Raw genomic sequence first — 23,388 nt, 5'->3', positions numbered from 1 at the left:
CAATAATGAAAGGCAATATTGTGAATTTTATTACGGAAAACAAAATCCCTGTCGGACAATGGATGGAGGCTGGTGTTGACTGGTTAACTATCAACGCAGCGGGTTTTTTTGATGCTATTTCTATCTTTTTAGAAACCGTTATTCTGTTTTTAGTCGATGTATTTAAATGGATGCCGCCTGCGCTCCCTATTGTGATTACCGCTGCGATTGCTTGGTATTTACACCGTAAATTGTCGTTGGTGATCTTCGTTGTCGCTGCGCTTCTGACCATCCTCAACCTTGGCTATTGGCAAGAAATGCTGGAAACCTTTGTTCTCGTCTTTGCGGCGACAACGATTTCCGTATTAATTGGCGTACCGGTTGGTATTATGGCAGCGCACCGCCCTTGGCTGTATACGTTACTGCGTCCCATTCTCGACTTAATGCAGACGGTCCCAACGTTTGTCTACCTTATCCCAACCTTGGTGTTATTCGGCTTAGGTATTGTCCCTGGCTTAATCTCAACCATTATTTTTGCTATCGCAGCCCCAATACGCCTGACCTACTTGGGCGTGACTAAGGTGCCAGAAGAGCTGATTGAAGCAGGTAAAGCGTTTGGCGCTAGCCGCATGAAATTGCTCCTGAAAGTCGAATTACCGGCTGCTCTCCCAAGCATTATGGCTGGTGTCACTCAGTGCATCATGTTGTCGCTTTCTATGGTCGTGATCGCGGCACTTGTTGGTGCTGACGGGCTTGGTAAACCAGTGGTTCGAGCCTTGAATACAGTGAACATCTCACAAGGTTTTGAAGCGGGACTGGCGATCGTACTCGTCGCTATCATTCTTGATCGCTTGTGCAAAACACCTAATCAGAAGGAGGCTTAATCATGTCTATTCCTCAGCAACAAAAGACAGTGGACGCAATTACGATTAAAAATCTTGATGTCGTTTTTGGTGATAAACCGAAGCAAGCGCTTGAGCTACTTGACCAAGGTAAAACTCGTCAGGAGATCATTGACGAGACCGGCCAAGTCGTCGGCGTAGATAATGTGTCGCTAACGGTTAAAGAGGGCGAGATCTGCGTGCTGATGGGCTTGTCTGGCTCGGGAAAATCTTCATTGCTTCGAGCGGTAAACGGTTTGAATGAGATTAGCCGTGGCTCGTTGGCAATTAAAGATGGCGATAAGCAGGTTGATTTAGGTGAACAGTGTGATGAAGCGACACTGCGCCACCTTCGTACCCACCGTGTTTCGATGGTGTTCCAAAAGTTTGCCTTGATGCCTTGGTTGACCGTATTAGATAACGTGGCGTTTGGTCTTGAAATGCAAGGCGTTGCTAAAAATGTACGTCGTGCTAAGGCGCGCGAGCAGCTTGAAATGGTCGGTCTCGCAGAGTGGGAAACCAAATTCCCTCATGAGCTTTCTGGTGGTATGCAGCAACGTGTTGGCTTAGCTCGAGCGTTCGCCATGGACACTGACATTCTATTGATGGATGAACCGTTTTCTGCCCTTGATCCATTGATTCGTGCACAGCTGCAAGATGAGTTGATCACACTGCAAAACAAGCTTAATAAAACGATTCTGTTTGTCAGCCATGATTTAGATGAAGCGCTGAAGATTGGTAACAACATTGCGATCATGGAGTCAGGCAAGCTGATTCAACATGGTAAGCCGGAAGAGATCGTACTCACACCTAAAACGGAATACGTGAAGGACTTCGTTGCTCATACTAACCCATTGAATGTACTAAAAGGTCGCTCATTGATGCAGCCTCTGGATTCTTTGAAACAAGAAGATGAAAGCTGGCAGATCTGCGATTCAAAAGACCTATGGGTTGAACAGAGCGAAGGGGAGCTATCTGTAAAAGGTGAATCGGATTTGGCACTTGTCGAGTGGAATGAGTCTGATGATTTAACCGAGATCAGCGGGTCGAGTGTGGTTGTCGTAAGCCCTGAAATAGGCATGCGTGATGCAATTAAGCTCAAGCAGATCAGCAACCATCCCATCTTGCTGGTTGAAGACAATCAATTGGTCGGAATCTTGGATAACAGTGAGTTCTACAACGCATTGACGGGGAATTTCCAACTCAATAATGCTGCTTAGTCGTTTGAGTTGAGCACACTCGCTTTTTAACGATAAATAGGTAGTGAAACCTCGCTACCTATCTGACTCTACTCTCTTTTTATTTTTCTCTTGTTCGCGACTTTTCTTTGATGGTTCTCCGCTTCAAACCGGAATATCAGTACTCAAAGTACAAAAGTGTTGTCACGCTCAAACTCAGAGGCATAGAAAAGATTGAGAATAGTATGAACATCAGTACAATGCGGGAAAATTAATGAAGTAATTTATCAATTTACAGTGTAATTCCCGAGCAGCTTTGGCTCTAGTAATTGGAGTTCTTAGTCGCTTGAGCACTGTGAAAACATTCACCGTATATTAGTACAAAGGTCTGCATCTTGGACAAACATGACGAAATCCTGGTCGCTATTCGCCAAATTATTCGCGCTATCGATTTACATTCGAAGAAGCTGAGTAAAGAGTATGGTTTGACTGGCCCTCAATTAATCTTAATGAGAGCAATCCAAGAAATGGGTAACGTGACGATCAAAGAATTGTCTAACCACACCAATGTAAGCCAAGCGACCACCACTACGATCATTGATCGTCTAGAGGTGAATGGCTATGTACAACGTATCCGTAGTGTTGCTGACCGCCGTAAAGTGCATGCAAACTTGACCGAAAAAGGTCAAGAGCTGCTAAACAATGCGCCACCACCACTGCAAGATAGCTTCGTTAACAAATTTCAAAACCTTGAGCCGTGGGAGCAAAGTCTGCTGCTTTCTTCGATGCAACGTGTGTCATCTATGATGAACGCGGAAGACATTGATGCCGCTCCAGTTCTTCAGCTTGAAGGTATTGCTAATATCGCGAAAAGCTAATTTTTCATTTAAAACAATGAATTAAAGAAATAATGAATGGTCGCCTAGAGCGGCCATTTTTGATCCTATCGTCTCAATTTGGGCCTCTTCGGCCTTTCACTTCTTCTGCGTACGCTCTCCTAGTCCATTTAATATCTATGCATTGATTAGTCATAGCATTAACGATTCTCTGACAAAAAACATCTAGACCGACCGGTTTGTTTTGTACTATTGTGTGCATCTCCCAACGATGAGGTGACGTATGAAACATGAATTGACGGCAACACAAATGACAGCGACGTTGAAGAAAATGCAGGAAGCTTTTGCAAATGATCCGATGCCAACGGTACCGGTGAGAATTGAACAGTTATTAGCTCTGAAATCTGCACTTATTGATTACACTGACCGTTTGTGTGCAGCGGTCAGTGAAGATTATGGCCACCGAAGCAGACAAGACACTTTGATGGCCGACATTCTTCCTTGTCTGGGAAACATCGACCATAGCATTGAGTGTTTGCCTCATTGGTCGACCTCATCTATTCGCCATTCTGGCCCTTTACTTTCAACTTCTCGTGTTGAAGTGGTTTATCAACCAAAAGGTGTGGTGGGAATTATTACTCCGTGGAACTTCCCAATCATGTTGTCTGTAGGGCCACTGATCTCAGCTTTGGCTGCGGGCAATCGCGCGATGATAAAGATGAGTGAATTTACTCCTGCAACTAATCAAGTATTGAAAGCCATGTTAGATGAGGTATTCCACTCTGATGAAGTTTGCCTTGTTGAAGGAGAAGTTGAAGTCGCTGCGGCTTTCTCTGCGCTGCCGTTCGACCACCTTTTGTTTACGGGTTCAACTCAAGTGGGACGTCAGGTGATGAAGTCTGCGGCTGACACGTTAACTCCTGTCACGCTTGAATTAGGTGGTAAGTCACCGGTGATTGTGGCTGAAGATATGCCAGTTGATCTTGCTGTTGAGCGAATCATTTATGGCAAGAGCCTCAATAACGGTCAAGTTTGCGTTGCTCCGGATTACGTATTACTTCCTGAAGATAAGCTCGAGGCGTTTATTCTTGAGTACAAAAAACAGTACCAATTGCTGTTTGATGAAGGGATCTATTCCGAGAATTTAACCTCGCTGATTAACCCTCGCCAATGTGACCGTATTGTCGGCCTATTGAATGAAGAACAACAAGCAGGCACACGAATCGTTGCGTGCCATGACGATGCTATGGACTTAGAAACTCATCGATTAGTGACGCACTTGATCGTTGAACCCAGCTTGTCGTCTAAGGTGATGAACGAAGAGATTTTTGGCCCGTTACTGCCGCTGATCACCTATCGAAACATTGATGAAGCGTTCCAGATCATCAATAGCAAACCAAGACCTTTAGCTCTGTACTTGATGAGTTTTAACTCTACCCTCCAGTCTCAAGTGAAGCAGCAAGTGCACTCGGGAGGAATGTGTATCAACGACTGTGTCTTTCATTTGGCGGTCGACGATGCGCCGTTTGGTGGCATTGGCGAATCTGGGCAGGGCAATTATCACGGCAAAGAAGGGTTTATCACCTTCTCTCACGCTAAAACAGTATTGGAAACTGGCTTAGATCATCGCGTTAAGTATCTGTTTTCAAAAGAAGACAACGAATTAAAGACAGCTGTGATGAACATGCTAGGCAAGTAAATCACACCCGACATTACGCTATTCATTTTAGAAATTATTTAAGAGGTTACTTATGTTAGAACGTTTTTTTGAAAGAACCATGAAGTCGTATTTGATGATCACCGGGTTGTTGACCGCCACTGCTTTTTCCACTTTTTTGGCACCGGACTGGAGTATGCAGACGCTGTTTTCCTACAACGAGACCATGATGGAAAACAAAGAGTATCTGTTGGGTACTTATCAGCACTGGGGTGTCATGGTTGGTTGTATTGGCGTGCTATTGATGTTTTCTGCCAAGTACAAGTCACTACGTACTTCGACCATGATTTACAGCGCGTTTGAGAAGTCGATGTTTGTTGGCATCTTCTTATACAACGTTTGTATTAATGACTATGAGTGGTTCTACGGTTGGAGTGGTGTGTTTGCGCTTGACGCGTTTGTAACCATCTACTCTTTGGTTTATCTCTACTACTACCTCAATCGAGACAAAACCAAGGTGCCCGCTCACTTGCGTTAACCTCGATTGTTTAACTCATTTGATCAAATATTTCTAAGCCCGCATCTGCGGGTTTTTTTGTATGTGCGAAATGATCTTCAAGGATCTTAATTGACATATCTTTGACAATTACATCCTAGACCGACCGGTTTGTATTGGTTATTGTTTAGTCATCAAATAGAAATGAGGTAAACACCATGACAACCAATAATTTTAACTTTCAACTGAAAACCATTGTTCACGCTCAAGAGAACGGTATCGAAAATATCCCATCTTTATTCTCTCGATTAGGCGCAAAACGCGTTGTGCTTTTTTCTGACAAGGGCTTGGAATCGTTGGGCTTTGTTGAGCAATTCTCGGCACTGTTTGTTAATCCAGAAGCTAGTCAAGATGCTGCGCAACTCGTCGGCGTGTATACCGACATTGCACCAGATGCAACGTGCGACAATATTAACGCTGCGATTGAGTTTGCGAACAACTTGAACGCAGACGCTATTTTGTCAGTCGGTGGCGGTAGTGTGATTGATGCTTCGAAAGGCGTGAAATACGCACTTCATAAACAGATTGATGATATCCGCACTGTGATTGCCGGTGGTGGCTTTATGGAAGTGTGGCCAAATAACGAAGACATTCGAGTGCCTCATATTGCGGTACCAACAACAGCAGGCACGGGCGCAGAAGCTTCTCCGATTGCTGTTTTTTACAACGAGCATGAAAACATTAAGGCAAGTTTAGTGGCGTCTGGTTTAGAAGCTGACATCGCGATTCTTGATCCTACAGTTACGACCAAATTACCTGCTCACCTTACTCGCTCCACTGCGATGGATGCACTTACACATGCGGTTGAAGCGATTGTTTCGCCAATGAGCAATTCTTTTACCGATGCTTACGGTATCCAAGCTGCAAAACTGATTGTTGAAAACTTACCCGTGGCACTTGAGGAACCTGAAAATCTCACAGCACGCGGCAATCTTCTTCAAGCGAGCACTATGGCGATCTCTGCGTTCTACTCTTCGTTGGGCGGAATCCCAATCCACAACTGTGCTCATGCATTTGGTGCGATTAGCCATATTCCTCATGGCGATGCCAACACGGTATTGATGCCGGTTGTGATTGAAGCTCTGCCGGAATTCTATATGCCAAATTCATTCAAATTAGCCCAAGCGTTCTCGATTGAATGCACGGGTACAGACGAGATGATTTATCAGAGAGTGTTGGGCTTTTTAAACGATTTCCAAACCTGTGTCGGAGCGATGAAACGCTTTAGTCATTGGGAGTTTGACGCGCAAGAGAAGAGCAATATTGCCCAAGCGATTGAAAAAGATATCTGCTTCCAGTTTTACCCAATTTCAAAGCAAGTGATTGAGCAGATTATAGAAAAATCCATCTAGTTAGTTGCTGAGAAGATTTAGTCATTAATTGTACACCGAGGACTCACCATGAAGATTGAAAACGTATTGCTGTCTAGTTTGTGCATCATCGCGCCATTCCTACTTTTCACCTAAATCATTCAACAGGGACGTTGTGACCTTTATTCCCGAGGAGGAAATAAATGTTCAATAAACGTTTTACTACCGTGACTCTGGCGAGTGTTTTGGTCGCCCTGCTGTTTGCCAAAGCGAGTACTGGAAAACAGAGCTTTGAGAGTGAGGCTGTTTTGGCTAAATCGCAGCAGCATCAAGATGTCGTGCAATTGTTGGATGAAGCTTACCAAGGTCAACTAGACGCTCAACTTTCTGTTGCCTATCGATACCTAAGCGGAGAGGGCGTCGAACAGAACGATGATAAAGCGGCGGAGTGGTTCGAGGCTGCAGCAAGTAAGGGGAGCCCTGAAGCCCAAACTCAGCTTGGCCTGATGTATTTCTCTGGTAGTGGCGTTGAAGTGAGCCAATCGGAAGCCGTCACCTGGATTGGTATGGCAGCCGCTCAAGGTTATGACCCTGCGCTCGACTTATTACATTGGATGTCTCAAGCCGCGCACTAATTCAAATCCTAACCTGTGTTAATTGCAGAATAAGTTAATTGTAGAAAAATTATTCATAGAAATTGGAGAGCGTCTTATGCAGACATTCAAGAAATCCGTGTTGTTCACCGCAATGGCAGCAGCAAGCAGCGCAGCCTTTGCCGCCGAATCTGAAAAACCGAATATTGTGGTTATTGTCGGCGATGATGTTGGCTTTGCTGATACCCAGCCTTATGGATCAGAAGTTGATACACCTAATTTGATGGCGTTGGCCGAAGAGGGGGTGAAATTCACTAACTTTCACGCTTCACCAACCTCATCAGTGACTCGTTCAATGATGCTTACCGGTGCCAATAGTCATGAGGTTGGGTTAGGCACCTTTGATTATGCTGTGTATCCGGGGGCAATTGGCAAGCCCGGCTATGAAGGTTATCTCACCAAAAAGGGCGTAACAGTAGCTACGTTACTTAAAGACAATGGCTATAACACCTACTTATCAGGTAAATGGCACTTAGGTCATGAAGATGGCTTCTTGCCTGATGACCGAGGTTTCTCGGAAAGTTATGGCATTTTAGCTGGCGGATCGAATCACTTTAACCGCGACATGATGTTCCCTGCCAAAAATGCAGCGACAGCTGATGCGCTTCAAAAAGGTGAAATTCCAGGCGTTGAAGTTGAGCCAACATACCGTAATGGTGAAGTCGTCGAAGATAAACATAAAGGCGAATACTCAGATCAGGTTTATACCAACGAGATCATCAAGATGATCGACAGCAAAAAAGACGACGGCAAGCCCTTCTTTGCCTACGTCCCATTCACCGGAATTCATCTTCCACTGCAAGCACCAGAATCCGCATATCAAGACAAGGTTGATTATTACGTCGAGCATGGTTGGGACTCGGTTCGAGAAGACCGTTTTCAACGAATGAAAGAGATGGGCGTGATTCCTAAAGATGCGGATATTTCAGGTCGTAATTCATTAAGCCGACCATGGGACTCGCTCTCTGAGAAAGAGCAAAAATGGTACGGCAAGAAAATGGCTGTGGCGATGGGTATGATGGAAATGCAAGACCAGCAAGTTGGCCAGATTGTTGATTACCTAAAAGAGATCGGTGAATACGACAACACCTACATCATGTATCTGGCAGATAACGGCCCAGAAGCTGCAGATATTACCGGTGAAAACATCAGTGATCTGATTCGAACTTGGACGGCGCATCACTTTGATAACTCAACTGAAAATTTAGGTAAAGCAAACTCTAGTGTGTCACTTGGCCCTGAGTGGGCGAGTGCGTCTACCGGTGGCTTGTCTTGGTATAAAGCCTATACCGCGGAAGGTGGTATCCGAGTTCCGTTCATTGTTAAACCTGCGAAGGCCGTTTTAGAGGGAGAGCAAGCATTAGAGCCGGGAACTCAAACCGATGACTTGTCACAAGTAAAAGACATCGCTGCCACCATTCTTGAAATTGCTGATGTCGAGCATCCAGGAACAGAGTATCAAGGTAGAGAAGTGGCACCGATGAGTGGTGTGAGCTTAGTGCCTTACTTCAAAGGAGAGACACCAAAGGTTCACAGCTCGGATAACTCGATTCCGTTCGAACTGTTTGGCAGCGGAATTCTACTTAAAGGTGATTATAAGATCATTCGAATCTCTACCGGCATGGGTGGTGATAGCGAGTGGCATCTATATAATACCAAGAAAGATCCTGCCGAACAGCACGACTTAAGAGAGCAATTGCCCGATCTGTTCCATGGGATGGTCGCTGAGTATCAAGAGTACGAAAAAGCACAAAAGATTGTGCCCGTTGATGAAGCGTGGAACCCGTTTGAGAACGTGAAATAGAGGAAATGAATCAGTTGGCTAACTTAGCACCGCAAAGCTGAGTTGGCCGCTAGATACCGTGTAAAGGAACTACTGATTGTTTTAGCAAATACAATAACTTTTACATCGAGGTACTTTTCATGACGGCACTATCATTATCAAATCTAAGCGCTATTCCTCAATTCAACGGTAAAGCACACAGCAAGCTTCAAGCGTTGGCAAAACCGATTGGGGCGGTGTGCAATATCAGTTGTACCTACTGTTATTACTTGGAAAAGCAACAGCTGCTTGAATACCCGAAGGGCACTCAATATGTGATGGATGAGGAACTGCTGGAGCGGTATATCAAGCAGTATATAGAAGGACAAAACACTCCAGAAATTATCTTCTCTTGGCATGGTGGCGAGCCTACCTTACTGGGGATTGAGTACTTTAGGAAGGTGGTCGAACTGCAAAACAAGTATTGCCCTAGCCACAGCAAGATCAGCAACGACCTTCAAACCAATGGCACCTTGTTGAATGATGCGTGGTGTGAGTTCTTCAAGAATAATCACTTTATCATTGGTGTGAGCATTGATGGCCCCGAGCATCTGCATAATCACTACCGTACCAACCAAGCGGGCAAGGGGACCTTCTCTCAAACCATGCGAGGGATTGGTTTTCTAAAGAAGCATGGCGTTGAGTTTGCAACCTTAACCTGTGTGAACGATGTAACGAGCCAACACCCAATAGAGGTTTATCGTTTTCTGCGTGACGAAGTTGGATCCAAACAGCTTCAGTTCATCCCTGTCGTAGATAAGCGCGAGGCTCATACTAACAATAAATGGTTGAGCAACCAGCAAGCGATCATTCCGGTTTCGGGAGAGGTTGAATCTTGGAGTGTTGGTTCTTTACAGTGGGGAGAGTTTCTTAAAGCCGTTTTTGATGAGTGGTTCGAGTATGATTTTGGTCGAGTACTTATCCCTTACTTTGAAAATTTCGTCGGTGTTTGGATGGGAAAAGACAGCACCATGTGCACTTTGAGTGAAATCTGTGGCAAAGGGCTAGCGGTTGAACCTAATGGCGATGCGTATTCATGCGACCATTATGTTTACCCAGAATTCAAGTTGGGTAATATCCACGACAAGCCATTATCAACATTGGCGTTTTCACCTGCTCAACAAACCTTTGGATTTGCGAAGCAAAAGTCGTTACCTAAACAGTGCCAAACCTGTGAGTTTAAATTTGCTTGCCATGGCGAGTGCCCCAAGAACCGAATCATTACCAGTCGTGACGGTGAGGCTGGGTTAAATTACCTGTGTGAAGGGTGGCTTAAGTTTTTTAAACATATCGACCCTACACTTAATGCCCTTTTGCAAGCTAATGGAATGCTGCCGCGTACAAGGTGATTTATCTGTCGATAAAGTGAAGCAAAGCGTTCGTTGAGTCCAGGAATAAAAAAGCTCGCGGAACATGCGAGCCTTTGAGCATTGTCGTTGATTAGTCCTTTGAACTCAGTGCGAGTAAAGTTTCTTCCATCGCATTGTTGAGAGTCGAACGGTTTCTTTGCATCGCCGCCATTAAGGTTGATCCTAGCCAGAGACCATAAAGTGTCCGTGATAGCGTTTCAGGTTCTGCGATATTGAAATCACCTGCTGCATTGCCTTCTTCAAACAGCTTTGCCATACGTAGGATGATCTTCTCAGCTCCTTCCGCCATGGTCGATTGCAATGGATTTTCTGAACCTGAGACTTCACCAGCGAGTTTGACGACAAGACACTGGATATTGAAGTCTTCAGTCAGTTTCGATGCGCACCAAAAGTCAAAATAGGCTTTTACACGGTCACGACGAGAAAGTGACTCATCACTTAAAAAGTCATCAAGTTTAGTTAAATGCTCATCAAAGTAGTTAGTCAGCAGGATTTCACCAAAGTGTTCTTTAGATTTGAAGTAATGGTAAAACGAACCTTTAGTACCTTCTGCCTGGTTGATGATTTTCATCAAGCCAACGCCTGCGAACCCATGTTCATTAATAAGGCTAAACCCTGCATCGAGCATAGCTTGTCGCATGTCTTTCATTGGTTTTACTCTTTATGCCGAGAATGACAAACAGTGTAGCGAGAAGCATACCAACCGTCCAGTCTAGAGGGGTAGGCTTACATCCTAAATAGCCTAACTCGTCTCATTACCTTTTCTTTCTGTAATCGCCTCCAGAGGTCGAAACTTTTGTCAAAATAAGCGCGTTCTATTAACTGGAAATAACCTGCTTAAATTGCTTATTTGGTGCCTTAAATTGGCTAAAAACAGGTGTTTTAAGTTACTGTTTTTTTTGGTTTTTAATTTGATGTTTTCTGAAGATCGCAGTGGTAGTCTTAGCTTACTTTCTTTAGGGGGCTAAATGGACACTAATAACAGTACTTATCATCACCACAATTTCGCTCAACAAGATTTGTCCGATATGACTTTCACAGCATGTACCTTCATTCGCTGTGACTTTAGGCGTTGTAATCTGCGTGACACGACCTTTATTAATTGTAAGTTCATTGAGCAAGGCGATATCGAAGGGTGTCACTTCGGTATCGCAGACCTGCGTGATGCCAGTTTTCAGAACTGCCAGCTCGCCATGGCGAATTTTAGCAACGCCAATTGCTATGGGATTGAGCTACGTGAATGTGACTTGAAAGGGGCTAACTTTACGAGAACAAACTTTGCCAACCAGGTGAGTAATCGAATGTACTTTTGCTCTGCGTATATCACAGGCTGTAATTTGTCTTATGCTAACTTTGAACAGGCTTGTTTAGAAAAATGTGAGCTGTTTGAGAACCGTTGGATAGGGACTTACCTTGCAGGAGCGTCATTAAAGGAGTCGGACCTGAGTCGAGGCGTATTCTCTGAAGATGTATGGGGACAGTTCAGTATGCAGGGAGCAAACTTGTGTCATGCTGAATTAGAAGGGTTAGACCCTCGAAAGGTTGACACATCGGGCATTAAAATTGTCGCTTGGCAACAAGAGCAACTGCTTGAAACTATGGGTATTGTGGTAATGCCTGATTAATAGGGTTAGCGAAATCTTTGATTAACCGAGAAAAGACGGTTGTTTTGCTTTTCTAACCACTGCTAGACTACGGTTTCGCGGCTGCACATGTTTATATTCAGTTCAATCAAGAGAAAATTATGACTATAGAAAATGTGCTTCCTGAAGATTATGCAGAAATGCTTAAGGTTTGGGAGAATTCAGTCCGAGCAACTCATGACTTTATTACAGAAGAAGATATTGAGTTTTTTAAACCTATCATCATGGAACATGCGTTCCCTGCGGTTTCTTTGAAATGCGTTAAAAATGAAAGTGGTTCGATTGTTGGCTTCGTGGGCGTCCATGATGCAAAAGTCGAGATGCTTTTCGTTCTGAACGAAGTTCGAGGACAAGGAGTGGGTACGGTGTTGTTGCAACATGCGATTGAGCAGTTGGCAGCGACCAAAGTTGACGTGAATGAGCAAAACCCACAAGCGGTAGGTTTCTATCAGCACATGGGGTTCAAAATTGAATCACGCTCACCACTTGATGATATGGGGAAACCATTTCCAATTCTGCATATGACGCTGTAAGACTCGGTTGTCGTATTACCCGGTTGTAATCAACCACAGTCGCTAGAAGAAAAGCCCAAAGCTAATAACTTTGGGCTTTTCCGTATCTGTGCCAATGGAATCTAAACTATTCAATATGGGGCGCGCCCAATTCGGCGAGTCAACGAGATGTTATTCACTTACAAGGTAGTGGTGTTTGTATTTCATACGGGATCTTGGTCACTGATTTTAGCGCTTAACATTACCCAAACGCCCAAATTAAGTGTAATCATTATCACACTTAATGCTTGGTCAATACGTGTAAATAGATCTTTATCACATTTGTGGTGTTTAAATTTAATCCTTAAATTGTTTTCTCGATCAAATTTACGGTATTGACTTGTTGTTAATAATAAATTTGTAATTAAATTTCATAATAAATATGAGAGGTAGAGAATAACTAATCGTTTGACTCTGATATTTAAGTGAACTAAATCTCACTTTGCCGCCATTTCTCTATTCCTCAACTTCCATTGATAATAATCCCAACAACAACGAACAAAGAATAACTGGGATATATTATGCTTTATGACCTTATTGACCACGACTTAATTGATGTTATTAACCACTCTGAATATAAGTGGGAAGATGCTGTTAAGGAAACGACTCGTTATCTGCAAGACAAGGGTTACGTTACCGATAACTACGCAGACGCGATCATTCAGTCAACGCATGATAATGGACCTTATTACGTTCTTTGTCCAGGTATTGCTATGCCTCATGCCCGCCCGGAAGCCGGAGTATTAAAGACAGGCCTTGGCATTCATGTCTTTTCTAACCCTGTGGATTTCGGTTCTGATATGGGACCGGCCAATGTTCTATTAACATTAGCTGCAAAGGATTCAGATACACACATCGAGGTTATTCAAGCGCTGAGCGAAATGTTGGTTGATGAAGAAAACATTGCCAAACTGGCAGCTTCTTCTTCAAAAGCTGAAGTACTTGAAATTATTAAAAGTTACTAATAATAACCTTTGAAATAAGGAATATAACGTGTCTACAAATATAAGAGCCAAAGTGCAAGCTTTTGGCGGTCATTTGACTGCCATGGTATTGCCAAATATCGGAGCCTTCATTGCATGGGGCTTTATTACTGCATTATTTATCCCAACAGGTTGGATGCCGAATGAATATTTCGGTGAACTTGTTGGTCCGATGATTACCTATTTATTACCGTTACTTATTGGTTATACCGGTGGTCAAATTGTCGGTGACAAGCGTGGTGCTGTAGCGGGTGCTATCGGTACTATGGGTGTTATCGCTGGTGCCGAGATTCCAATGTTTGTTGGTGCAATGATCATGGGCCCACTAAGTGGCTGGATGATTGTTCAAATTGACAAACGCCTACAAGACAAGATCCCTTCTGGCTTTGAGATGGTAGTGAACAACTTCTCGCTAGGTATCTTCGGCATGTTGATGTGTCTGTTTGCTTACGCGATTGTTGGACCATCAGTAACGGCAGCGAACCTGTTCGTTAAATCTGGCATCGAAGCGTTAGTTGCGACTGGCTTCCTACCTTTACTTGCGATTATTAACGAGCCAGCAAAAGTACTGTTCCTGAACAACGCTATCGACCAAGGTATTTACTACCCTCTAGGTCTGCAAGCAGCAGCTGAAACAGGCAAATCTATCTTCTTTATGGTGGCGTCTAACCCTGGTCCTGGTCTGGGTATGCTTCTAGCTTACGCGAAATTCGGTCAAGGTCTAAGTAAGAAATCAGCACCAAGTGCAATCATCATCCACTTCTTCGGTGGTATTCATGAGCTGTACTTCCCATACGTGCTAATGAAGCCAATCATGATTCTCGCGATGATTGCAGGTGCAGCGACAGGTATTGCAACCTTCAACCTACTTGATGGTGGTCTGGTTGCAGGTCCAAGCCCAGGTTCAATCTTCTCTTACCTAGCACTAACACCAAAAGGCAGCTTCTTCGCAACCATCGCCGGTGTAACAACAGCAACAATTGTGTCTTTCCTTGTGGCAAGTGCAATCCTGAAAGTGAGCAAGAAGACAGAATCTGAAGATGAGTTCGAGCAATCTGTTACTGACATGAAGGACATGAAAGCAGAAGGCGCAGTCGCTAAAGCTCCAACAGTAGCGGTAAAAGCAGAAGCTAAAGACATCAAATTCGTCGCCTTTGCATGTGATGCAGGCATGGGTTCAAGCGCGATGGGAGCATCAACCTTCAAGCGCAAACTCGAAAAAGCCGGCTTTAATGTTGAAGTGAAGAACTTCGCAATCGAGAAAGTTCCAAGCAACGCGGACGTGGTGGTGACCCACGAGAGCCTTGAGAGTCGCGCAGTCAAAGCAACAGGTCTTCCTGTGGTGACTATCAAGAACTTCCTACATGACCCAGCATTAGACAACCTAATGGACACCATCGGTCAGCAAGCTTAATTAATAGTCTGGGGTCAGGTATTGGCCCCACTTTTCGGAGATAAAATCATGGTTCAAACAACTGCAGCGGTAATTTGTGGTGAGAAAGACGTTCAACTAAGAACCTTCGATCTGCCAAAGATTTCAGATGATGAACTGCTGGTTAAAAACGTTTCAAACAGCATCTGTTTATCGACTTACAAAGCGGCGTTACTCGGTAGCAACCACAAGCGTGTGCCAGAGAACATTTCAGAAGTGCCTGTGATGACGGGTCATGAATATGCAGGCGTGATTGTAGAAGTGGGCGCTAACTTACAAGACCGTTTCAAACCAGGTGAACCATTCGTACTGCAGCCAGCAATGGGCCTACCTACAGGATATTCAGCAGGCTACAGCTACGAGACATTTGGTGGTAATGCAACCTACTCAATCATCCCTAAAGTTGCGATTGATTTAGACTGTGTGCTGCCATATCAGAGCTCTTACTACGCAAATGCATCACTTGCGGAGCCAATGTCTTGCATCATCGGTGCTTTCCATGCGAGCTACCACACCACGCCTTACGTGTACGAGCACCAAATGGGTATTAAAGAAGGTGGTGCGCTAGCACTTCTAGCGTGTGCTGGCCCTATGGGCATTGGCGCGATTGATTACGCGATTAACGGCCCAGTTAAGCCAAGTCGTATTGTTGTGACTGATATTGATGAAGCTCGCCTGGCGCGCGCTGAGAGCCTAATTCCGGTATCAAAAGCGGCTGAAAACGGCATTGAACTTCACTACGTAAACACGGCAAAAATTGATGACCCTGTGGCATACCTGAAAAACCTAAACGAAGGCAATGGCTACGATGATGTTATGGTTTACGCAGCGGTTGCACAGGTGCTTGAGCAAGCTGATGAACTATTAGGTAACGATGGCTGCCTGAATTTCTTTGCGGGCCCAACGGACAAGCAATTTAAAGTACCGTTCAACTTTTACAATGTGCACTATGAATCAACGCATATTGTCGGAACCTCTGGCGGTTCAACGGGGGATATGGTTGAATCCATTGAACTTTCTGAAGCGGGTAAGATCAACCCATCATTTATGTTAACTCATGTTGGTGGTCTAGAAGCGGCACCTCACACAATCCTAAATCAATTGGATATCCCTGGTGGTAAAAAGTTAATCTACCCGCACATTGACCTGCCACTGACGGCAATTGATGAATTCCACAAGCTAGCAGACCAAGACCCGTTCTTCGGTGAACTAGACCGAATTTTGAAAGACAGCAACTACGTTTGGAACGAGCTAGCGGAGAAAGCACTGCTTGAGTTCTATGGCGTTAGCCTAACGGCTTAATCGATGATTTAGTGGCAGCTACATAGCTGCCACGACCAATAAGGAACATGTTATTACGGTGCAAGACAATTTATTAGATGCGTTAGAAGAGTGCGAAACTGCCACTTGTTTTATTCAAGCATCTCATAAGCTAATTACAGCCAAGTTGAAGCATTTGTTGCCAAGGGTATTCGTACAAGATCCTTTGGTGATTGAGTATGCCGTGACCCCTCTTCTCAAAGAAGATGGTCCATTAGTCGAGATTGATGTGGTATCAAAACTAATGTTTGCGATGGGTAAGATCTCACTAGAGAGTTACGCTGACATTAACTTGTTTGACCAAATGCACGGCTTTGTCGCTCAACAAAAAGAGCCGATTTCGTTTAGTGATGATGTGATTTACGACTTCATCAGCAACCAATCTACGCTCTCAAAGTCCGATAGCAGTATCTATCTTGATTCGATTAACCAATTAAAATTTTCATCATTCGACTCCTTTTCTCAAGCTCGCTATGAGTCACTGGTTAAAACCGTGTTAAAGCTCGCTTGTGAGGGTTTACTAGAAACCGTGGAGAACGAAATTTTAGATTAAGGCTTTTCATATGAAAGTTTCCCTAAATGTCAGTGGCTTTGAGACTGAAGCTGTATTCCCAGATAACAATATCGAACAGATTCATAAGCCATTGGTTGAAAAGTTTTCTCGCCTTCACCAAGAAAAAAACGAACGAACAGTGATATTCCTGGCTGCGCCTCCTGGTAGCGGGAAATCGACCCTAGCGGCATTTTGGGAGCATCTCTCCCAAACCATTCCTAATGTCGTGCCATTACAGGTTCTCCCTTTTGATGGTTTCCACTACCCAAATGATATTCTTGATTCGAATTACACCATGCGCGGCGATGAGAAGATAAAGCTGCGTAGTATCAAAGGGGCCCACGAGACCTTTAACCTCACATCCCTGATAGACAAGCTAAAAAAGCTCAAAGTCCAAGATCCGAAATGGCCATACTACGACCGTAACCTACATGATCCGGTTGATGATGCTATTACGGTAGAGAAAGAAATTGTCGTGATTGAAGGTAACTGGTTACTGCTTAACGAACCTGTATGGAATGGGCTTAACGAACTTGCTGATTTCACTATCTTCATTGATACCGATCCTAAGTTTTTAGAAGAGCGCTTGGTGAACCGAAAGATTCGCGGTGGTTCAACACCAGAAGAGGCACTCGCGTTTTATCAAAGCTCAGATTCTAAGAATGTAGACATGGTTTTGAATCACTCAGTAAAAGCAGATCTGACACTGTACATGAACCAAGATGGTTCTTTTGACATCAATTGATTTTAGGAGGTCGCTATGAAGATCGTCGTCGACAGCCATACTCATACTCTTGCTAGCGGCCATGCTTACAGCACTATTATAGAGAATGCGAAAGCAGCACAGGAGAAGGGGCTAAAACTTCTTTGCACAACGGATCACGCTCCTGAAATGCCGGGTGCCCCCCACTACTGGTTTTTCAATAACCAAAGAATTTTGCCCCGTTTCCTTCACGATGTTGGAATCCTACGTGGAGTGGAAGCGAATACTCTTAATGTTGAAGGTGATTTAGACCTAGCATCTTCAACCTATCAACACCTTGATTGGACTATTACCAGTTTCCATGAACCTGTGTTCCCGCCTTCAACGGAAGAGGTACATACTCAAGCGCTAATCAATGTGATTAAAAGAGGGAAAGTTGATGTGCTTGGACACCTCGGTAACCCCAATTACCCATTTGATATTCGGGCGGTACTTGAATGCGCGAAAGAGCACAATGTAGCAATAGAAGTGAACAATACCTCTTTGACGGGGAAAAGCCGCAAAGGTAGTGATGTTCGCTGCAGTAACATTGTGGAAATCGGTAAGGAAATAGGCGTTTACTTTTCGACTGGATCTGATGCGCACTTTTGTGAGGAGATTGCACATTTAGATCTCGCCATTGCGCTTTTGGAAAAGCATGAAGTACCTGAAGAGAAAGTAATCTCGACTTCCACATCACGCTTTCTTAACTTTTTGTTATTAAGAGGAAAGAATCGGATTGAAGAGTTTGCAGATCTTTATTGAGCACAGGTTTTAAAGTGATTCGCTTCTGAAGTAAAAACGCCCAAAGTGGATAACTTTGGGCGTTTTTCTTTCTATCATTCTTGGTGCTTAAGAGTGAGCTGGATATTTGATTAGTGCATACCCGAACGCATTTTGTCGGCGAGGGCAAAGAACACAAACAGCACAAAACACACCAAAGCAACACAAAGTGAAACGAGTATCGTTGTGGCATCTTTTGTCATTAGTGGAACCACGATAGAAGCTAATGCTATCAAGATAACAAGGATATGAACGATTCGTCCGGGAATTGGGTTTTTATGACAGAATGAAGCCCATAGGTAACGCATTATTAACACCAGTATAAGATTAGTGGGTCTATTTTATTTATTTAATGAGTATTTTGTAAATAAGTTTTCTTTACGGGTGACTGTAAATATGATCTAAGTCGATGTGGTATAAAACTAGTTAAATAACAGTGATTTATTCTTGTTTTATAAAGTTAAAAGTATATATATGACAATAATAGTATTCTGTATTCTTTGGGTTGGTAAGCTAAAAACGGTCTAACTTTCAGTTTCTTGACTGAATGTCTCATTTATTGAGTGTTTTGTTAAGATATCGTTTGCGTATTTGTTTTTATCTTGTGAATGTCAATTGGGCGGGCATTGATTTCGGATCTGCGAATTGTTTTATGTAATTTATCAAAGAGAGTGTTCGAATTGAGAGCGCGGTAATCTTGTCGAAGATTTGGTTTGATATACTCAAGGTTCATTCTACGAAGATGATGGAGATGATATGTCGAAAACCGCGAAGATCATGAATGAAGATAAGCTGGTTAAGAAGGCTCTAGAAGTCGGTTTTAAAATGGCAAAGTTGCAAGGTTTCGATTTGCCGAATTCATCTCAACCAATCAAGGTTAAGGCTGTTTATCTATTTCTTGTTGAAGTTAATCAAATCACTCCGTTACCAGACAGTAAGTTGGATGGTGCAAATATTAAGAAGCGCCTAGCGTTATGGATACACAACGCTTTGCCTGATAATGATCCTCTGAAGTAAGCAAAGAGTTATTCGTTCTTATTTTTGAAACCTAGCGACCAATTGCTAGGTTTCTTTGTTTTAAGGTGACCAATTCAAGTGTGATCAGCTTCAGTAAAGTAGTATCAAACCTTGGTAACCACCTATCTGCACTTCATCTATATATTCGCCCACTTTGCCATCAGTAGCTACGGGCTTCATTGGTGGGTCTAATCGAATAGAGACTTTCTCTACGGCATAAAAATCAGCGTTTTTCCCATAAAAATCGGTGCGATAGAGAACGCGTCCATGCTCAAACTCTCTGGCAATCACCATGTCTTCTGGGCCGCCTTCCACAACCTGTTTATCTGATTGATAAAGGAAATAGGTATGAGTAGGTAATAGTGAAACCTTGCCATTCGGTAGATCTGGGTGATCGATGTGGGTTTGCGAAGTGTTGCCAACAATCGAGTAATCTTCAGGTTGTGGAGTGCGGGTTGAGAGCATCAATGTAAGTGGTTGGAAGCCATTTGGTATGGCTCCTGAAGGCGCACCAAGATCAACGTTGAGCAGTGTTGTGGGCCGGTAAGCCATATTTTGGGGTACACCAGCCTTCCAGAAATTATCTGTTGTGGTGTTGTTGCTCCCATATGCGTAACCACTGTTCCATTGGTTGAAGTAGGTGTGCTCGGGGTGGTGGTTGAGGTAATAGATCGCGAGAGCTGAGTACTGGTCTTGTTGCCAATTCTCTTGGTTGTTTCCAAATAACTGTACTCGTCCATAGCGCGTAGTGGCTTGTTGAATAACCTTCGAACCTGAATAGCCGAGTGCTGAGTTATCCCAAAACTTCGATAGCCCGCCATAGCCGCTAAAGCCCGTTGACGGAAATATATAGTGCTCCCTGAAATACAGGTTTCCTGCACCTATGAGGTGAGATTGTCCATTTCGACCATAGAGGTTCGCTGTTCCAATATTGAGTCCAATTAACGGTTTGTCGTTAACGGCAGTTAGTCGTTTGAGAAAGGTGGAAAACTGTTGTTTATAGCGTTCATCAGCTTCAGTTGAGCCTGCGATAGCACCAAGTTCAGCGATGTTCCCGCCAGAGTAAATATAAAATTGATTGCTACCTAAGAGCTTATTGGTGTCATCGTTGTAGGCGCCAGAGACACCTAGCTTGGTCCAATGTTGACCATAATAACTGCCCATTGCCATTAATAGCCCGGGATTAGCCAGATTGGTTAGCGACCATGACGAATTTTGGTCCCACATTCGACCAAAAGGAATAACGCGAGATTCCCAACGAAATCGAGCTGTGGCGGATTTGTTACTTCGATTCTGGTATTCAGCAGGAGACAAATAGTTGTCTTGGTTAAGGTCGGCCGATTGGTCGAAGCCACGAATTTTTCTCCAACGCTTTGGCTCATTAGGGGAGGGGCTGTGGCTACTCTCTTTAAAACCAAGCGTCACTTTGTTCGACGGTAAGTCCTCTTTGGTAATTCTTGGAAAGCTATCTCTGAATTGGATGCGACTTAAACGGGGTCGAATATCACTTGCTTGACCTTGCCAACGCACTCTAACTACGTATAAACGACCGCCATCACGGACAAAAGGCGAACCGAAATACTGCCCGCCACCATAACTTTTGCCACTACCACCATGAGTGCTTGCTCGTACCCAATCAGAGGGCACTTCCCAGCTAACCGCTTGGTTTTGAGTCATGTTCTCGGTGTTATCTTCACTTATAACAAGATGAGACCATGCAGTGACTTGATTGTTGCTGTTCGCCTCAGAAGGGTATTCCATCCAAAACCTCCCACCTTGTGCAAAGCGTGAAAACTCAAAATCGACACTGTTGAACTGTTCTGAATGGTAAAGGTAGAGTGCACCACCTTGTTGGAAATGTTCAAAGACATCGGCATCCCAAGGTGGTGGTTGGTAAAGGGCAAAACCTGCGTGCATTGCGTCTGCGGTATAACCCACAAGCATGGGCTTACGGTTTAACAGCGTATTCTCGCCATGAGTTGGGTTGGGCTCTGTAAGGATGGTGTCTTCTGAAAAGTGTAAAAAGAAATCTTCGTAATCGATGCCGTACCGTTCTGCTATTTCTCTAATCTCGTCTTCGAGTGGACCTGAGTTTAACTCTAACTTTTGGTTGTACATGTAGCCAACGGCCGGGATATTGGTTTTAAGGTTTTGGTTAGCATTAGCTCCAAATATCAAATCACTATGGTTGATCTCCCAATCAGTCACATCGTGGGCAGATATTTCATTACCTTGTAAGTCGATCCCTTGCTCATGTTGACCGGGTAGAACGATCGCATAGTTGGCCCAAATAATATTAGGAATGGTAAGGCTGGTAAGAAATAGGGCAGAGACAAATCGTGTTGTTTTCATTAAGTTTCCTAGCCATTCACTCTTTTAGTGTTATCCCTGTTTGGTAAGTGTAGCTAATCGTAAAATCTGTGCTCCGTTTCGTGGTATGCCTGATTTTGAGGTGCGCATGCTTTTCTTGATTCGGCGTGTTACTTGCATCTTCTATCCACAGAAGCGTTTTGTTAGTCGCGGAAACTTGACAGGTTAACGCTTACTAACAAGTATTAAATTGATGATTTTTAATCCGTAATCCATAGATTTGCCGATTTTGAATGCTGTTTGGGGCGTAGGTGTGGATATTCATTTTGACGTTCAATATGACTGGACTTGATAAATAGCGAGGGAATACCTCTTATGATGTCTTTACTGTTTCTACTATTACTCGTGGCGATGTTATGCGCTTTTTTCGAGAAGAAGACCGCGGCTTATGGCTTTTTTGCGGGCTCTGTGATCCTTGGGTTGTATTGGTTCAATCACCATGCGACTGATTCGTTACCCATCTTATTGTAAGGAGCTAACATGAATCGAAATCAGTTAACGCTCCTAAATACGCTTGGCCTACTCGGCATGACTGCCGTTCTGTTGATAGGCTTCATCCTTCAGTTTGTTCTTCACGAGTTGCCTTGCCCGTTGTGTTTATTGCAACGTATCGGTTTCGTGATGGTTGCGTTTGGCTTTATGTTGAATGTGGTTTATGGGCCTCAACCCCGTCACTATGGCATTGTTTTGATCGGTGCTTTGTATGGTGTCGCCACCTCTTTAAGACAGGTATCGCTGCATGTGATTCCAGGCACGCCTGGCTATGGTAGTCCTATCTTTGGAATGCACTATTACACTTGGGCTTTCGTGTTATTTGTTGCGACCATATTAGCGGTTGCCGTCATTCTAATATTGACTAATAAAGAGCCGTCGCAAGAAGCGTATAAGATGAGTAACTTGGGGCGTGTGGCGTGCTTATTAGCCATCGTCGTGGTTGCACTCAATGCTATCGCTACCTTTGTTGAATGTGGACCTTATCAGTGCCCAGACAATCCAGTGAGCTATTGGCTGCTTAATTGATGGATTGGTCGTTTTATAGTGAAAAGAAAAGCCACAGCGTCTGCTGTGGCTTTGTTGTTTTAGAGGAAAGGGAGTTTGTCCTTTCTAGAACGTTAATGACTAACGATTCACTTGTTCAACAATCTCGCGTGTTAGTCGGGCAATCTCGTCCCACTCGCCATTGGTAACGAGCTTCTTGTCGACCATCCAAGTACCACCGCAAGCTAAAACTTGAGGTATGGCTAGGTAGTTATCGATGTTAGATGGTGTGATACCGCCAGTCGGCATGAGTCGAATATCGCCGTATGGTCCAACTAAAGATTTCACCATGCTGATGCCACCAGAAGCTTCAGCTGGGAAGAACTTGAGAGTAGTGAGGCCCATCTCTAGTGCCGCTTCAACCGTGCTAGGGTTGTTTACGCCAGGAACAATATCGATGCCGATTTCTTGGCACGCTCTTACTGTATTTGGATTAAAACCAGGAGAAACCACGAATGTCGCGCCCGCTTCTTTAGCTGCGAGTGCTTGCTCACCATTTAAGATAGTTCCTGCGCCAATCAGCATCTCTGGTTGTGCTTGGCGAAGTAGTCGAATTGCTTCAACAGCAGCATCCGAACGGAACGTGATCTCTGCTGCGGGCAGTCCATTTTCTGCTAACACTTTACCTAGTGGGATGATGTCTTCTGCGTTATCAATAGCAATAACAGGGATAACTTTTAGGGCTTTAAGTTGGTTGTTGATTGTAGACATAAT

Annotated in this window: 24 protein-coding genes; 20 read left to right on the top strand and 4 right to left on the bottom strand. The window is 44.0% G+C overall.

Annotated features, from left to right (window positions below; translation table 11 throughout):
- Positions 1 to 20: 20 nt before the first annotated feature.
- The 9 genes from choW (at position 21) to L0991_18635 (ending at position 10,221) form a co-directional block, all read left to right on the top strand.
- Positions 21 to 863: a choline ABC transporter permease subunit gene (choW, locus tag L0991_18675; GenBank protein ID XGB64055.1), complete on the top strand. Its 843-nt coding sequence runs from the start codon at positions 21 to 23 to the stop codon at positions 861 to 863.
- Between the two features lie 2 nt (positions 864 to 865).
- Complete coding sequence (choV, locus tag L0991_18670; protein XGB64054.1) at positions 866 to 2,080, top strand: choline ABC transporter ATP-binding protein; 1,215 nt, start codon at positions 866 to 868, stop codon at positions 2,078 to 2,080.
- A gap of 353 nt (positions 2,081 to 2,433) precedes the next feature.
- Entirely contained in the window at positions 2,434 to 2,916 is a 483-nt protein-coding gene (locus L0991_18665; GenBank protein XGB64053.1) for a MarR family winged helix-turn-helix transcriptional regulator, read from the top strand.
- 241 nt (positions 2,917 to 3,157) lie between these two features.
- The gene (locus tag L0991_18660; GenBank protein ID XGB64052.1) at positions 3,158 to 4,573 is read left to right on the top strand and encodes a coniferyl aldehyde dehydrogenase; all 1,416 of its coding nucleotides are present in this window, start codon (positions 3,158 to 3,160) and stop codon (positions 4,571 to 4,573) included.
- A 52-nt stretch (positions 4,574 to 4,625) separates the two neighbouring features.
- Positions 4,626 to 5,069: a hypothetical protein gene (locus L0991_18655; protein ID XGB64051.1), complete on the top strand. Its 444-nt coding sequence runs from the start codon at positions 4,626 to 4,628 to the stop codon at positions 5,067 to 5,069.
- A gap of 176 nt (positions 5,070 to 5,245) precedes the next feature.
- Positions 5,246 to 6,439, top strand: a complete 1,194-nt coding sequence (locus L0991_18650; GenBank protein XGB64050.1) for an iron-containing alcohol dehydrogenase — start codon at positions 5,246 to 5,248, stop codon at positions 6,437 to 6,439.
- 161 nt (positions 6,440 to 6,600) lie between these two features.
- Positions 6,601 to 7,032: a sel1 repeat family protein gene (locus L0991_18645; GenBank protein XGB64049.1), complete on the top strand. Its 432-nt coding sequence runs from the start codon at positions 6,601 to 6,603 to the stop codon at positions 7,030 to 7,032.
- A gap of 76 nt (positions 7,033 to 7,108) precedes the next feature.
- Positions 7,109 to 8,854: an arylsulfatase gene (locus L0991_18640; GenBank protein ID XGB64048.1), complete on the top strand. Its 1,746-nt coding sequence runs from the start codon at positions 7,109 to 7,111 to the stop codon at positions 8,852 to 8,854.
- 119 nt (positions 8,855 to 8,973) lie between these two features.
- Positions 8,974 to 10,221 (top strand): anaerobic sulfatase maturase, encoded by a 1,248-nt coding sequence (locus L0991_18635; GenBank protein ID XGB64047.1) that lies wholly within the window; start codon positions 8,974 to 8,976, stop codon positions 10,219 to 10,221.
- 91 nt (positions 10,222 to 10,312) lie between these two features.
- On the opposite strand, the gene L0991_18630 is transcribed toward L0991_18635, so the two are convergent.
- Positions 10,313 to 10,891, bottom strand: a complete 579-nt coding sequence (locus L0991_18630) for a TetR/AcrR family transcriptional regulator (GenBank protein XGB64046.1) — start codon at positions 10,889 to 10,891, stop codon at positions 10,313 to 10,315.
- 319 nt (positions 10,892 to 11,210) lie between these two features.
- Here L0991_18630 and L0991_18625 point away from each other — a divergent pair, with 319 nt between their 5' ends.
- From L0991_18625 to L0991_18590, 8 genes are all read left to right on the top strand, one after another.
- Complete coding sequence (locus L0991_18625; protein ID XGB64045.1) at positions 11,211 to 11,867, top strand: QnrS family quinolone resistance pentapeptide repeat protein; 657 nt, start codon at positions 11,211 to 11,213, stop codon at positions 11,865 to 11,867.
- 119 nt (positions 11,868 to 11,986) lie between these two features.
- Positions 11,987 to 12,418: a GNAT family N-acetyltransferase gene (locus L0991_18620; GenBank protein XGB64044.1), complete on the top strand. Its 432-nt coding sequence runs from the start codon at positions 11,987 to 11,989 to the stop codon at positions 12,416 to 12,418.
- 539 nt (positions 12,419 to 12,957) lie between these two features.
- Positions 12,958 to 13,401: a PTS sugar transporter subunit IIA gene (locus L0991_18615; GenBank protein ID XGB64043.1), complete on the top strand. Its 444-nt coding sequence runs from the start codon at positions 12,958 to 12,960 to the stop codon at positions 13,399 to 13,401.
- 82 nt (positions 13,402 to 13,483) lie between these two features.
- Positions 13,484 to 14,833 carry a PTS mannitol transporter subunit IICB gene (locus L0991_18610; GenBank protein ID XGB65414.1) on the top strand — a complete coding sequence of 450 codons (1,350 nt, stop codon included), beginning with the start codon at positions 13,484 to 13,486 and terminating at the stop codon, positions 14,831 to 14,833.
- A 48-nt stretch (positions 14,834 to 14,881) separates the two neighbouring features.
- On the top strand, positions 14,882 to 16,153 hold the full coding sequence (locus L0991_18605; protein XGB64042.1) for a zinc-binding dehydrogenase: 1,272 nt from the start codon (positions 14,882 to 14,884) through the stop codon (positions 16,151 to 16,153).
- A gap of 52 nt (positions 16,154 to 16,205) precedes the next feature.
- Complete coding sequence (locus L0991_18600) at positions 16,206 to 16,724, top strand: transcriptional regulator (GenBank protein ID XGB65413.1); 519 nt, start codon at positions 16,206 to 16,208, stop codon at positions 16,722 to 16,724.
- A gap of 10 nt (positions 16,725 to 16,734) precedes the next feature.
- Positions 16,735 to 17,469, top strand: a complete 735-nt coding sequence (locus L0991_18595; GenBank protein ID XGB64041.1) for a nucleoside/nucleotide kinase family protein — start codon at positions 16,735 to 16,737, stop codon at positions 17,467 to 17,469.
- Positions 17,470 to 17,484: 15 nt separating this feature from the next.
- Entirely contained in the window at positions 17,485 to 18,231 is a 747-nt protein-coding gene (locus tag L0991_18590) for a phosphatase (protein XGB64040.1), read from the top strand.
- A 110-nt stretch (positions 18,232 to 18,341) separates the two neighbouring features.
- On the opposite strand, the gene L0991_18585 is transcribed toward L0991_18590, so the two are convergent.
- Entirely contained in the window at positions 18,342 to 18,557 is a 216-nt protein-coding gene (locus tag L0991_18585) for a hypothetical protein (GenBank protein ID XGB64039.1), read from the bottom strand.
- 448 nt (positions 18,558 to 19,005) lie between these two features.
- On the opposite strand from L0991_18585, the gene L0991_18580 reads away from it, so the two are divergent.
- Complete coding sequence (locus L0991_18580; GenBank protein XGB64038.1) at positions 19,006 to 19,266, top strand: DUF5062 family protein; 261 nt, start codon at positions 19,006 to 19,008, stop codon at positions 19,264 to 19,266.
- Between the two features lie 90 nt (positions 19,267 to 19,356).
- Here the strand turns inward: L0991_18580 and L0991_18575 are convergent, their stop codons facing one another.
- On the bottom strand, positions 19,357 to 21,618 hold the full coding sequence (locus L0991_18575) for a hypothetical protein (GenBank protein ID XGB64037.1): 2,262 nt from the start codon (positions 21,616 to 21,618) through the stop codon (positions 19,357 to 19,359).
- A gap of 333 nt (positions 21,619 to 21,951) precedes the next feature.
- Between L0991_18575 and L0991_18570 the strand changes: the two genes are divergently transcribed.
- Both L0991_18570 and L0991_18565 read left to right on the top strand, forming a co-directional pair.
- A complete protein-coding gene (locus L0991_18570) occupies positions 21,952 to 22,107 on the top strand; it encodes a DUF5993 family protein (protein XGB64036.1) in 156 nt (51 codons plus the stop codon).
- 9 nt (positions 22,108 to 22,116) lie between these two features.
- Positions 22,117 to 22,656: a disulfide bond formation protein B gene (locus tag L0991_18565; protein XGB64035.1), complete on the top strand. Its 540-nt coding sequence runs from the start codon at positions 22,117 to 22,119 to the stop codon at positions 22,654 to 22,656.
- Between the two features lie 99 nt (positions 22,657 to 22,755).
- Here L0991_18565 and L0991_18560 read toward each other — a convergent pair whose 3' ends face one another.
- On the bottom strand, positions 22,756 to 23,385 hold the full coding sequence (locus L0991_18560) for a bifunctional 4-hydroxy-2-oxoglutarate aldolase/2-dehydro-3-deoxy-phosphogluconate aldolase (protein XGB64034.1): 630 nt from the start codon (positions 23,383 to 23,385) through the stop codon (positions 22,756 to 22,758).
- Positions 23,386 to 23,388 lie beyond the last annotated feature (3 nt).

The organism is Vibrio chagasii, from assembly GCA_041879415.1.
Taxonomy (GTDB): Bacteria; Pseudomonadota; Gammaproteobacteria; order Enterobacterales; family Vibrionaceae; genus Vibrio.
The sequence above is the reverse complement of the archived record's forward strand: the minus strand, read 5'-3'. Positions and strand labels throughout refer to the sequence as shown.

Coding starts and splice junctions, on each gene's coding strand:
- choV (XGB64054.1), top strand. CDS start 866: ATGTCTATTCCTCAGCAACAAAAGACAGTGGACGCAATTACGATTAAA.
- L0991_18660 (XGB64052.1), top strand. CDS start 3,158: ATGAAACATGAATTGACGGCAACACAAATGACAGCGACGTTGAAGAAA.
- L0991_18655 (XGB64051.1), top strand. CDS start 4,626: ATGTTAGAACGTTTTTTTGAAAGAACCATGAAGTCGTATTTGATGATC.
- L0991_18650 (XGB64050.1), top strand. CDS start 5,246: ATGACAACCAATAATTTTAACTTTCAACTGAAAACCATTGTTCACGCT.
- L0991_18645 (XGB64049.1), top strand. CDS start 6,601: ATGTTCAATAAACGTTTTACTACCGTGACTCTGGCGAGTGTTTTGGTC.
- L0991_18640 (XGB64048.1), top strand. CDS start 7,109: ATGCAGACATTCAAGAAATCCGTGTTGTTCACCGCAATGGCAGCAGCA.
- L0991_18635 (XGB64047.1), top strand. CDS start 8,974: ATGACGGCACTATCATTATCAAATCTAAGCGCTATTCCTCAATTCAAC.
- L0991_18630 (XGB64046.1), bottom strand. CDS start 10,891: ATGAAAGACATGCGACAAGCTATGCTCGATGCAGGGTTTAGCCTTATT.
- L0991_18625 (XGB64045.1), top strand. CDS start 11,211: ATGGACACTAATAACAGTACTTATCATCACCACAATTTCGCTCAACAA.
- L0991_18620 (XGB64044.1), top strand. CDS start 11,987: ATGACTATAGAAAATGTGCTTCCTGAAGATTATGCAGAAATGCTTAAG.
- L0991_18615 (XGB64043.1), top strand. CDS start 12,958: ATGCTTTATGACCTTATTGACCACGACTTAATTGATGTTATTAACCAC.
- L0991_18610 (XGB65414.1), top strand. CDS start 13,484: ATGGTATTGCCAAATATCGGAGCCTTCATTGCATGGGGCTTTATTACT.
- L0991_18605 (XGB64042.1), top strand. CDS start 14,882: ATGGTTCAAACAACTGCAGCGGTAATTTGTGGTGAGAAAGACGTTCAA.
- L0991_18595 (XGB64041.1), top strand. CDS start 16,735: ATGAAAGTTTCCCTAAATGTCAGTGGCTTTGAGACTGAAGCTGTATTC.
- L0991_18590 (XGB64040.1), top strand. CDS start 17,485: ATGAAGATCGTCGTCGACAGCCATACTCATACTCTTGCTAGCGGCCAT.
- L0991_18585 (XGB64039.1), bottom strand. CDS start 18,557: ATGCGTTACCTATGGGCTTCATTCTGTCATAAAAACCCAATTCCCGGA.
- L0991_18580 (XGB64038.1), top strand. CDS start 19,006: ATGTCGAAAACCGCGAAGATCATGAATGAAGATAAGCTGGTTAAGAAG.
- L0991_18575 (XGB64037.1), bottom strand. CDS start 21,618: ATGAAAACAACACGATTTGTCTCTGCCCTATTTCTTACCAGCCTTACC.
- L0991_18570 (XGB64036.1), top strand. CDS start 21,952: ATGATGTCTTTACTGTTTCTACTATTACTCGTGGCGATGTTATGCGCT.
- L0991_18565 (XGB64035.1), top strand. CDS start 22,117: ATGAATCGAAATCAGTTAACGCTCCTAAATACGCTTGGCCTACTCGGC.
- L0991_18560 (XGB64034.1), bottom strand. CDS start 23,385: ATGTCTACAATCAACAACCAACTTAAAGCCCTAAAAGTTATCCCTGTT.